At 54.4% G+C, this 10,986-nt stretch carries 11 protein-coding genes and 2 pseudogenes; 2 read left to right on the forward strand and 11 right to left on the reverse strand.

Translation table 11 applies throughout. The features are described 5' to 3' along the window. Nucleotides 1-351, forward strand: a 351-nt coding sequence (locus RTI28_RS24360; RefSeq protein ID WP_316922836.1) for an IS66 family transposase, incomplete at its 5' end; no start/stop codon positions are given. A gap of 265 nt (nt 352-616) precedes the next feature. Then, the gene (locus RTI28_RS24365; protein WP_316922837.1) at nt 617-907 is read left to right on the forward strand and encodes a hypothetical protein; all 291 of its coding nucleotides are present in this window, start codon (nt 617-619) and stop codon (nt 905-907) included. A gap of 260 nt (nt 908-1,167) precedes the next feature. On the opposite strand, the gene RTI28_RS24370 is transcribed toward RTI28_RS24365, so the two are convergent. The 11 genes and pseudogenes from RTI28_RS24370 to RTI28_RS30505 all read right to left on the reverse strand — a co-directional run bounded on the left by RTI28_RS24370 (nt 1,168) and on the right by RTI28_RS30505 (nt 10,677). Continuing rightward, nucleotides 1,168-1,596 (reverse strand): hypothetical protein, encoded by a 429-nt coding sequence (locus RTI28_RS24370; protein ID WP_316922838.1) that lies wholly within the window; start codon nt 1,594-1,596, stop codon nt 1,168-1,170. Continuing rightward, nucleotides 1,583-2,641 (reverse strand): polymorphic toxin-type HINT domain-containing protein, encoded by a 1,059-nt coding sequence (locus RTI28_RS24375; protein WP_316922839.1) that lies wholly within the window; start codon nt 2,639-2,641, stop codon nt 1,583-1,585. Before RTI28_RS24375 ends, RTI28_RS24370 begins: the two co-directional genes overlap by 14 nt. A gap of 175 nt (nt 2,642-2,816) precedes the next feature. Next, nucleotides 2,817-3,329: a hypothetical protein gene (locus RTI28_RS24380; protein ID WP_316922840.1), complete on the reverse strand. Its 513-nt coding sequence runs from the start codon at nt 3,327-3,329 to the stop codon at nt 2,817-2,819. A gap of 43 nt (nt 3,330-3,372) precedes the next feature. Continuing rightward, nucleotides 3,373-3,795 (reverse strand): hypothetical protein, encoded by a 423-nt coding sequence (locus RTI28_RS24385; RefSeq protein WP_316922841.1) that lies wholly within the window; start codon nt 3,793-3,795, stop codon nt 3,373-3,375. A 201-nt stretch (nt 3,796-3,996) separates the two neighbouring features. Next, nucleotides 3,997-4,335, reverse strand: a complete 339-nt coding sequence (locus tag RTI28_RS24390; protein ID WP_316922842.1) for a hypothetical protein — start codon at nt 4,333-4,335, stop codon at nt 3,997-3,999. Between the two features lie 35 nt (nt 4,336-4,370). Beyond that, nucleotides 4,371-4,445: an HNH endonuclease gene (locus RTI28_RS30495; protein WP_410479041.1), complete on the reverse strand. Its 75-nt coding sequence runs from the start codon at nt 4,443-4,445 to the stop codon at nt 4,371-4,373. A gap of 12 nt (nt 4,446-4,457) precedes the next feature. Further along, nucleotides 4,458-4,733: an HNH endonuclease gene (locus RTI28_RS30500; protein WP_410479038.1), complete on the reverse strand. Its 276-nt coding sequence runs from the start codon at nt 4,731-4,733 to the stop codon at nt 4,458-4,460. 720 nt (nt 4,734-5,453) lie between these two features. After that, the gene (locus tag RTI28_RS24395; RefSeq protein WP_316922843.1) at nt 5,454-5,702 is read right to left on the reverse strand and encodes a hypothetical protein; all 249 of its coding nucleotides are present in this window, start codon (nt 5,700-5,702) and stop codon (nt 5,454-5,456) included. Between the two features lie 15 nt (nt 5,703-5,717). Next, nucleotides 5,718-9,161, reverse strand: a pseudogene (locus RTI28_RS24400) (DUF637 domain-containing protein); the annotation flags it as partial. Between the two features lie 782 nt (nt 9,162-9,943). Next, nucleotides 9,944-10,267 carry a hypothetical protein gene (locus RTI28_RS24405; RefSeq protein ID WP_316922845.1) on the reverse strand — a complete coding sequence of 108 codons (324 nt, stop codon included), beginning with the start codon at nt 10,265-10,267 and terminating at the stop codon, nt 9,944-9,946. A 111-nt stretch (nt 10,268-10,378) separates the two neighbouring features. Next, nucleotides 10,379-10,677: pseudogene (locus tag RTI28_RS30505) on the reverse strand (DNA/RNA non-specific endonuclease). Nucleotides 10,678-10,986 lie beyond the last annotated feature (309 nt).

A 10,986-nucleotide genomic window follows, 5' to 3' on the forward strand; every position in this document is an offset into this window, starting at 1 on the left:
CCCCAGGTCACGACGCAGAACGCCTTGGGCAAAGCCATCGGCTATCTGGCCAGCAACTGGAGCAAGTTGGAGCGTTACCTCGAGCAGGGTTACTTGCCGATCGACAATAACGCCGCTGAGCGTGCCATCCGCCCGTTTGTCATTGGCCGAAAGAACTGGCTGTTTAGCGACACGCCCAAGGGCGCGACGGCCAGTGCGCAACTCTACAGCCTGGTCGAGACAGCCAAAGCCAACGGCAAAGAGCCTTATGCGTGGCTGCGCCACGCACTGGAACGCCTGCCGCAGGCGTCCTCAGTGGAAGATTACGAAGCCCTGCTGCCTTGGAATTGCACGCCTCATCTGCATAGCTAAGCGCTCGTCCATCTTTGGATAGGTGGGGTTTATGGAGCGCTTACCCTAGTCTTCGCCGGTCGTTGCAAACCAACGACCGGCTTTGACAGGCCAGAAGACCGATGTTCGAGGAGCGCTAGTCGTTATGGCGGCTGTGCGTGTGGGCGCCTTCGGGCGCGCCAGGTTGTTCTCCTCATGGTCCCTGGTCTGTCAACCCACGCACAGTTGCCACCCTCCTGTTTGACAGCCGGAGAGTGGCAGCACATCTGGACCCGAGGAGAACATCATGAAAAAGCTGGTACCTGATCCACCTCTCTCAAACCTTCGTCGCACCACTGCCCATACTCACTTCGGCGCTTGCCAGGGCGCGCACCCACCGTTGTTCACGGTGTGCGAGGAGGCCGATATCGAAGATGCGTTGGTTCATCTTTCTGCTGCGCTCACATCAGCCTTTGAAACCAACTGGCAACTTTGCGAAATGTTGTCTCGACCTACTGCGGACATGGCGTGGGCTACATGTCAGTCGCTGGAAATCTGTCAGGCGTTGATCAAAGCGCTGTTGAATAGACAGGGTTAACAACGCTTCAGGGGCCGCACATGCGGTCCCACATAAGCAGATGCAAATTGTTCAAAGGTGCGTGCGGCTGGTGTGGTGTTATCGATCTTGCGCCGTAAAACGAAGACATCAGGCCTATTCCTGCTAACCAAACCACGTCAATGAGCAAGGGCAGAGATCAGAACAACGAGCGTCCGAAGCACCTTACGAGTGCCATTCAACCAAAAAGGACGGACTTATTTTAAAAACACCTTAAAAAACCGTCCCCTTTCCCGAACAGGTTATTCCTGACGGGCGAGCTTCACATGAATGCAGATGATGACATCTGCTTCATGATAAACAGAGACTGTTCTTTCATCACCAGCATCGAATAAATAGCCTGGGTTGGTTGGGGGCCTAGTGGGAATGCGCACTGAAGGGATGACACGCACAGGCTGCCCGAAGAGCCTTACAGCGTCGTCAACGGTCACGATACCGAAACAGGAGTATCTGGTTTCGGTATCCGCAGGAAAGTACTCACCTACGGCCTGGTAATAAACCCTGTATGCACGGACGATGCTGTCACTTCCCGCTTGAAAGTAGACCCCCTGCTCAGGCAACTTCAAGAATTCGTCATCGTCGATCTTAGAATACTCGACCAAGGGAATCGAACGTTTAAAATGAGCTACCAAGTCGAGAAGCGGCCGCCCCATATAGTCATTTGGGTTCATAGACAACTCCCATTTCCTCAAATAGTTTTTTATTCAACTCATGTACCTCAGTGCGTACTTGCTCAATTTTACTTGCCGACCAACCTTCTCGTTGCCAAACAGGTTGCCAGGTGTTCAAGTCAGCCTCGGCCGCCTTGTACAAATCCGACCCGTCCATTTTGATTTTTTCCTGGTTATTTCGCCCACCGTATGTTCGTGAGTCCGACATATGACTGCACGTCTTGACCACAACACAGTTTGTGTTATTGCGCAACGCCTTCAAATCCGCCTCAGTCAGTTCGACCCCCATCTGGCGCAACGCTTCCTTGACTGAGGCGAGTGAGGGGATATGGTCCGGCGTCAGGCCATCGCCAACGCTACGAGGAGCCGTGGAGCCATAACTACCCACTTCTCCCTCGACTACTTTTATCCCCCCAGCACTCGTTGGCCTGCCAAGCCCTTCCAGAATGCCGGTGATATCGCAAGGCCCGGTATTGTGCACCCACGTCTTCAGTTCTCCAACATAGAACGTGTGCCCGATATCCACCGTCAGGTTGTAGGTCCTGCCGATCGGCTGATACAGCTCCACCGAAGCGACCCGGCTGGAGGTGTTCTCACTGGCCCCATCCCCCAGAGACTGCAGTAGATCCCCCGTCCGGAGCTGAATCATCGGCACGAATTCGCGCTGCGCCGGCACATAGAACGGATGGCTCGGGGTGACGAACAAGGTTTCCTGCTTCACCTCTCCATCGGCACGGGTGTTTTCCAGGGTCAGCTTGTAGATCGGCTGGTCGTTGCGCTCGTGGGTCTGAAGAATTGCCGCCGCGAACGGCTCACCTCCATGCTCCGGCTTGCTCCAGACGATATCGCCGACTTTGAGGGTTTCGATCGCACGATCGCCTGTTGGAGTAGCGACCAATGTGCCGGCAGCAAAACAGCAAGGCCCATCAAGACCTTTCCACGCCGCTTCCTGCTGCGCCTTGAACTCCGCCAACGCCGACGCGCTGATTTTTCCGGCCCGCCCCGCCGCAACCAGACTCGTTGCGAACCCGGTCTGCCACTCCATCTCCACTCTGGCCGCGGCGTCATAGTTGCCCTGGAGGCGGTAAAGATTGGTCAGCCCCTTGGTTTCCTGATACGCAGTCCTTGTATCAGGCGGAGCATGAACGGAGGCGGTTCGGGCAGTAACAAATCGCAGACAATAAAAACCCCAGCTCGTTGGCTAGGTTTTTATATAACGCTTACGAGCCGGGAATCACGCATATCGCCGTAATAATTTGTCCAGGCTTATCTGAGATAGGAACTCCCCACCCAGTTATCTCAACAACACCATAGTTAGGGTCGGTATAAAACCATTCCTCAGCCTCATCAAACTCTAAGCTTGTGAGTGGCAATATATCGGAAACAGGACTCCCCAATACCATTCCACCTGGCAGACACCCCTTGTAAATAAATTGCTCTGCCGGGTCACTAGGAAAGCTAAAGTTATAAACCTTAACAGCGTATAGCCTTCCATCTCTTATCGAAATTGATAAAGCAGGGATACCTTTTAGCAAATCATTAATTACAGCATCATCAAAAACCGAGAAAGAAAACCCACAATCTCCGCACTGCTCAAACCCATGCCTATGCATTTGTAGGATTGGTGAGCCAGGAAACCTATAGAGCGGAATCCCTGCGAGGGATACCCCAGGAACAATGGGAGCATGCCAATCTATGAAAAACTCACCTGACGTAGTAATTTTGGAATCCATGTATTCGTAGAAGGATTAAATACCACCTTCTGGCCCTGTGGGTTCAAATATATAGTATTGACATCATAAATTGGACTGGAGGGCCGCTAAATTTAGGCCTATAGGTAAGAGGATCGACCACTTTCGCCTTGCTGCCATCAGTATATGTAACTTTGTAGTACTCGCCCACATGTGTGGATTTAACATCCTTACCAACAGTTGACGGACCGTATTGAATTTCTTTAATTCCGGTTGCGCCACCTTCAACCTTATAAACCTGCGCATTTTTTGACGATCCAGGCTTGGGTGGCACATATGTGAGCTTTGCACCATCCATCTTGAACGACTGCTGAATGTCATCGATGGACTTACCCCAAATATTCGACGGGGCTTCAACCATATTTCGAGGAATTCCAGCTTGTGCGGCGAGGTCTTCTCGCAGGCCAATCCGAGCAGCCATTGAATTGGCAGGTACTTCCGGCGTCACAACTCCTTTTGCACCTAGCCCACGGCTAAAGTCACCAACGCCATCTGCAATCTGCCCATTAACAGTAGTCGTTCCTGAAGAGTAATTTCCAGAAAGCTGTCCACTATACGGACCTTCAGAGTTAGCCCAAGCAGGCGTACCGGTCGAACCTTTTGCACTGGCCCCGACCTCTCCTACACTTGCGGCTCCTTTTGCACCTACTTACAGCTTGATGAAGTCAAAGACCTGGCCAAACAGCTGCTCAATATCTGGCGACGCCTCAAGACACGCAAGCGCTTCATTCGACGTTAAAGGCATGTCGTAAGGCTCAAACCCTCGACGGACAGCAATACCATACAAAGCATGCTCGTCATCTTCCGTATGTTCCCAATGAGGCACATAGCCAATTACCTTATAGACCTTGAAAATCTCATCATGAAAATCCATTAAGTTATACAAAAATGCTGGAGCGTTATTCAGCGACAACGCTTGAGCGCACCAAAAATTAAGTTCATCCCTGCTTATAGCCCCACAAAAAATACAGGTCATAACGAACGCCATCAGCTCATCACTGAAGCAACTAGGCTCATTCAGACTCACATTCCACCCCCCATGGCTTCGCCACCGATATGCCCCGTCTTCTTATGAATCAATTCAGGGACCAACTGCATTCGCCCACTATCTTAATGATGATGCCACGTATACCCATCGATTTTCTTTGACCCTGCCCCAATCTGCTGGAGTTGCTTAGCAGTGAAGCTTGAAGCTTTCACTTGACCTTGCTGAATAGCCCCTAACAAATCTTTGGTCGCAAGTTTCATTTGCCCCTCATAACTCGCAGACTTAAAGGCATCAATTGATATCCGCGTATCAAATGCAGTCACATCATCAAATATAGGAAAGCCCCTGTTATCGAATACGACTCCCGTTACCGGATGACGCTGCCCTGCAAGATGCACATTCCGCCCATCAGCTGGCGGAACCGTAGTGGAAAGAACGTCGTCACGCCCATAAGTGGACTCCAGCTCATTTCTGGTAGTTTGCGGATTGTACGGAGCCTCGGAGCCTTTACCTTTTGCACCAACAGTATCACCCGACGCGAATTTCGTTGTCTAGGCGCGCAACGCCAGATGTAGCGCGAACTGCGCGCCGGACTCGACCGGCGACTGGCGACTGGCGACTGGCTGTCGTGGGAAAAAACTGGCCCGACGCGGGTTATGATACTGCCCACGCTCCCCCAAGACGTCCAACCACTAGTTTAAATAGTTAGAGCGCAAGTTCCAGGCGCACTTTCTCGGCCACTTAATCAACAATAAACCTAGGCCCAAGTATAGTAAGGCCCACGAATGCTTCTGACTCAATTTTAACTTTCTCGCCCATCAACTCAAGCTCCGCGACCTCAATTTCTTGAGAACCTACAACCGCCCACGACCTATCAAGCCCTACAGCACCAGTCGTGAAAACACCGCAAATTTAAGGATAGGCATCGGCCAGAGGGTCAGCCCCTTCGCCAGCGGCTTGTCCGCTGGCAAAAATAGCCAGAAAGTAGCGCAAACATAGCAATGGAAAGCAGATAAGTAGCAGTTCGGTAGCAGCCAGATAGCAGAAAAAGCAAAGGCTTGACCGATAAAACAACACCGGCGCAAGGCCGGTGCTGGGAGAGCGCTATCACTGTACAATCAACTTAACTCAATTGATTTCAGCTGACCCTCTCCATCGCACAAAATAACAATCGTACCGTAAGGGCAATCTAGAGTTATTACTCTATCCTTGTACTCATCATCAACAATCCCGGACGCCCTTCGAGTAGGGCTGTCAAATCGAATCTCTAGAAAGTAGCCCTCCCCATTAGCTTGATTTGGCAATGCATCTTTATTGCCTTGCTCAGACAGGATTTTCTGAATTTCCTCAATATGAATTGAAGCCATAAGCTCTCCGCAAATTCAAGGTAACTGGACAAAGTCGCCCTTACCTAACAAATTTTTAACTTGGTTCGGTCTAATTGGGCCAACGGAAATAATCTTCATCTCGTCTCTTGGCACAGTGATCCGAATCAGCTTCCCTTCAACTTCTTGAATTACATTGATATGCCCTGTCCTTGCGTCCATAAACCTAGTAGCACTGGGATTATTGGCAAGGTTTTGCAAAGCATCGGCATCAAGCTTTCCTGCAAGCTGCCCCATCCGAGGATCATTGAGCTGGCCAAATACGCGATCAGCAATTGAGAAGTTTTTTATAGAGCCAGCGACTTCGCCTGCGCCTTTTGCACCACCAGCCTCCGCAACCGGGTGATTATAGGGCATCCCAGCTTCAGCATCGGGCGAAAAATCTGGCTTGGCTGCTCCACCGCCAACCGTTACCCCCTTCTCTGATACAGGTGTGACACCCGAAGGCCCATCAAGACCTTTCCACGCCGCTTCCTGCTGCGCCTTGAACTCCGCCAACGCCGACGCGCTGATTTTTCCGGCCCGCCCCGCCGCAACCAGACTCGTTGCGAACCCGGTCTGCCACTCCATCTCCACTCTGGCCGCGGCGTCATAGTTACCCTGGAGGCGGTAAAGATTGGCCAGCCCCTTGGCTTCCTGATACTCCGCCAGCGGGTTGTTCGAGGCCAGTCCGTGAAGCAACGCCAATGTGGTGTTTTCAGGGGCGTAGACCAATCCCTGACCCAGGCCGTACGCACCTTTGGCCATTTCAGCGAGTGCGTTACCGATACCCTCGAAAGCACCCGTTCCCAATACCCTGTCGGGATTGAGCGAGAGATTTCGCGAGTAGTACTGGCTGTACTCATCCAGTCCATAGGGCGTCAATTTCCCCAGGTATTCGCTGTGGAGGCTGGTGTCGTTGAATACCTCGGTGTGATTGCTTGCGTAGTTCTGCAGATACTCGCGGGTCAGCTCAGGCGTGTATTGCCTGGTCTCGGCCAGGACAGGAACATCGGCCCCCACTGTCGGGTCATTGGGCTCGTAGCGCTTGGCCAGTGGCGTCAGCGCCTTGGCCAGGTGATCCATGGTGCTGGCTTCGATCACCAGACCATCCTTGCTCAATAGTTTCTGCCACTCCTTGTCGGTGTAGTAGGCGAACGCCCGGGCCATCCGCTGCTCGGCCTCGGTCACGCTGATGCCTTGTTCCTGCGCCAGTGCTGCGGCCTGGTTCTTGATCAGGCGCACTTCCTCAGGATGCGCCTGGCGGTTGTACTGATCGGCCATCTGGGAGATCCAGGCGCCTTTCTCGTAGTCACCAGTGGCCAGCCCGGCCGAGGTCAAACCGACGATCTGCGCAAAGGCTTCGCGCAATTTCGGCTGTTTCTCGAACATTTCGGTGAGCACGCTGGCCATCGCCTGGCTGGCGCCCGCCGCAACCGCGCCCGTGGTGAAATCTCCCCCCGTACCTGCCGAAATCGCTCCGCCAGCCAATGCGTGCAAGGCAATACGTCCGGCACCGCCCTCGGCCCACATCGCCATGCCGGCTGGGTCACCCGCCCGTTCAGCAGCGTTGTACTGCTTCTCGGCGTAGCTGCCGATGAAGTTGAAAGCAGTGGCCGCCGCAACGGTCGAGGCTTGTGTCACCAGGCCGTCCACCAGGTTGTCGCCCAGGCTGCCGCCGTTGACTGCGGTCTTGACGACGCCGGAGGTCAAGCCAATGGCGCCGGCGCGGACACTGAACCCTCCAATCCCTTGTAGTGTGCTCAAATCGTGGCCGGCTGTGCTCTTGAGCGCCGTGTTCGTGCCTTTGAGCTTCGGATCGATGAGACCTTCGGTTACGCCTGCCGTGACGCCTGCAATGACATAGCCCTTCATCGCATCCGAGGACGTCACATCCTTGAACACCGCTCCCAGGTTGCCGCGGTTGTTGACGACACTGACCGTTGCGTTGGTCGCCGCACTGGATGCCATAGCCCCAACGACCGCTCCTGGTATACCGCCACCGGCCATCCCGGCCACCACCGGCCCAAGCACCGCCGCCATCAGAATCGCAATGACAATCTGCGCCGCCGGCCCCAACCCCGAATTCGCATACTTGAAGCTGGTATGAATCTCCTGCACCTGCCGCCAGTCGATCCCGCCCTGCGCTTCCAGTTGCTGCAGCCACGCAAGCTTCGGATCGGCCTTGACCATCGCCTCGATCGATTCATGCACCGTCTGCTGGTTCACCTGCAGCACATCGGCCTTGATGCTGCCCACCGCCTTGATCACCAGATCGCCCTGGGCAACCATCTCGCTCTGGCGCAGGGTCTCGTCGGTCTTCCCCTCGCCCTTCATGCTGAACCAGCCCGCGTCGGACTTGCTCTTCTCGTGGCTCTCCTGATGCAGGTCCTTCACCGCCTCGAAGGTGATATCCCCGCCGCTGTCGAGAGTCAGGTCGCCACCGCTGCCGAGCTTCGCCGCCTGGTAGTGCTGGTCGCTGCCGCTCTCCAGCGTCAGGTCGCCACCGGTGGTGATCTCACTGACGATCGAGGTGATCTGGGTGATCTCGTCGCGCTGGGTCTTCTTGCTGCCGAAACTCCCTTTCTTCTTCATGTCGTACAGCGAGTAGTCGCTGTCTTCGGCCGCCAGCAGGGCCAGCTTGCCACCCGCTACCAGGTAGGCCTCATCCCCCGCGCTGATCCGGCTGGCACTCATCGCCAGGTCATGGCCGGCGCTGATCGCCACATCACCGCCCGCCTTGAGCGTGGTCGCGACCTGGCTGACATGGTCGTCCTGGGTCTTGAGCTTCTTCGAGACGAACGACGAATGTTCCTCGTCCGCCGCCGACATCAGCGTCACGTCACCCATGGCCGAGATAGCGATATCGCGCTGCGCATCGATTCGGCTCGCCATCGCCGCAAAGTCGCGCCCCGCCACGGCGCTGAAATCACGCCCGGCGGTGACGCTGCTGCCGTTCTGCCTGATGCTCTGGCTGGTCCGTCCTCCTCCGGCCAGGGCGTTGACTTCCTCGGTCGAGCCCAGCAGCACGTCGCGCCCGGCCTGCAGGCGGGTGTCGCGCCCGCTCTGCAGCACGCCGCCCTGGTTGATCAGGTCCTGCCCGGCCTTGATACTCAGGTCGTTGGCCGCTTCGATCCGCGCGGCGCTGTCGAGGAAGTCGCGACGTCCGCTGTTGAAGGCATCGCCACTGCTGTGGCTGGTGCTGGAGCGCTCGTTGATGACGTTGCCGAGGATGGTGGTCAGGCTCACGTCGCGGCCGGAGATGATCCCGCCGGCCTTGTTGATGATGTTGTTGCCCGCCAGCAGGTCGACGCGGTTTGCCGCTTCGATCAAGCCGCTGTTGATGATGTCGTTGCCGGCCATGGCCGACAGACTGTTGGCCGCGCGCAGGGTGCCGACGTTGCCGGCGATCAGCGCGCCATTGGGCGCCAGACGGTTGTTGGCGTTAACAGTCGGGACGAGACTCTGTTACTAACTCCAATCGGAAAATATGTAGCCGCATCAAGCTACAAATCTTCACCCTGATCCGACTTTCATGTAGTCCATTTCCCAAGCATACTTTTCCGCCTGTTCAGGCGTTGCACTCCTGGAAATGGGCACCTAGTCTTCGCCGGTCGCTGCCAATTCAGCGACACAGACTTCGCGGTCTGTTTGCAAAAGGCGCTCTGACAGCGCCCTACCCAGATTGCCGGCGCTTTTTTTGCGTCCGCTCTTTGTGTAATGGCGGCTGTGCGTGGGAGACCCTCTGGTCTGCCGGGTTCCTTTTGCCTCGGTCCGCGAACCCACGTACAGCTGCCACCCTTCGTTTCGCGGCGTTGGATGGCGGGCTACAGCAAAAGGAGATACACCAGTGAAGAAGCTCGTTCCGGATCCTCCCACCCCGCGCCTGACTACCGCCCACACTCATTTCGGCTCCTGCAGCGGTACACACCCACCCCTATTTAGCGTATGCGCGAACGCCAGCATGGAAGATGCGCTGGTACATCTCTCCATGTCCCTGGCCTCGGCGTACGAAACCAACTTTCAGGTCTGCGAGTCGGCGAGCAGACCGATGCAAAGTCTGGCGTGGGCTACACAGCATTCGCTGGAAATCTGCCAAGCGCTGGTAGAGTCATTATTGAAGCGAGCGGCGGGACCGAGCGTCCCCATCTAATCGTGAGAAGGAAAGGGGCGGACCAAATTTGAACCGCACCGTCTCAAAACAAATCCCCCCTTCCTCAATGCCCTTTGGATTATTTATTCTTTCAAGAACAAATAAAATCTATAATTACTCCAAACCCAACTAAGTTCAAGACCACCTCGCACCCACCCCAAAGAGGCAGCCCACCCGCAGGCTTATTATTAAAACACCAACGGCGCAGCTCTATTAAAAGACCTAACATATCCGTATTAGCTCGCCCACCTGCCGTAAACCAGGAAACATTATCTCCCTCATGAATACAATCACATTCACAGCTATCCAGCCCCTTGGACAACTTAGCACGCATTATAATTTTGCAAGATCCTTCGGGAGCAACTTGAAGCAATACCCCCCCGAGATCATTATAAATATCGTCATCGCTTCGCATCAATTTCCACCTGGTGAATTTTTAAACACATTTCCATTTGGACGAGCACCACCCATTTAGTACTTTACGCTGAAGCTGTCTGGCCGACTATTTTCTCCCAAATAGACAGGCTCAATCTTCACCAGACCCCCTCCCCTCTTTGAGTGCAGAAGCCCATGTATTCTCCATCGACTTCCACTCACCTTTATTCAAGTTTCCATTCATGGAAACGAGGTTCAACCTCTCACCAGGTCCATTGAAAGCACTAGCGATAAATGCCCACCTTCCTCCCCATTGATGCCGCATTTGCCTGCTACACATTGTTGATACGTATTCCGATTATTTTCAGTCAGTGAAAGATTTGATTCGACTTTCTCAACGTGCCCCAGATCATCTATTTGATAGGTCTTGTTTCCGTCCACTTTATAAATCGTATTGGGCTCAGGCTTGTTGAGATCTTTCGATCAAGCGCCCTTGCCACCAGAGCTAACTTCAACCTCTCGGGATCAGCCGAACCAGCGACACCTCACGCTTGAGGCGCTCCAGTTCGGCTTCGGGGATGTGGGCCACTCGGTATCTCCTCAGAACCTTGTCAAGTATCTCATCAGGTATTATTGTAGGCTTCATATAGATACTTTCACCAACCCTCGTCAGAACCAGAGGTGACAATGCCAGGCATCGACCAGCACCAACGCTTGTGCTGGATGAGCTTCACTGAACGCTTCTTGCAGCTACGCAAG

The sequence above is a fragment of the Pseudomonas sp. zfem002 genome, assembly GCF_032621685.1.
Classification (GTDB): domain Bacteria; phylum Pseudomonadota; class Gammaproteobacteria; order Pseudomonadales; family Pseudomonadaceae; genus Aquipseudomonas; species Aquipseudomonas japonica.

Coding starts and splice junctions, on each gene's coding strand:
- RTI28_RS24365 (WP_316922837.1), top strand. CDS start 617: ATGAAAAAGCTGGTACCTGATCCACCTCTCTCAAACCTTCGTCGCACC.
- RTI28_RS24390 (WP_316922842.1), bottom strand. CDS start 4,335: ATGGCGTTCGTTATGACCTGTATTTTTTGTGGGGCTATAAGCAGGGAT.
- RTI28_RS24375 (WP_316922839.1), bottom strand. CDS start 2,641: ATGGAGTGGCAGACCGGGTTCGCAACGAGTCTGGTTGCGGCGGGGCGG.
- RTI28_RS24370 (WP_316922838.1), bottom strand. CDS start 1,596: ATGAACCCAAATGACTATATGGGGCGGCCGCTTCTCGACTTGGTAGCT.
- RTI28_RS24395 (WP_316922843.1), bottom strand. CDS start 5,702: ATGGCTTCAATTCATATTGAGGAAATTCAGAAAATCCTGTCTGAGCAA.
- RTI28_RS24405 (WP_316922845.1), bottom strand. CDS start 10,267: ATGCGAAGCGATGACGATATTTATAATGATCTCGGGGGGGTATTGCTT.
- RTI28_RS24380 (WP_316922840.1), bottom strand. CDS start 3,329: ATGGATTCCAAAATTACTACGTCAGGTGAGTTTTTCATAGATTGGCAT.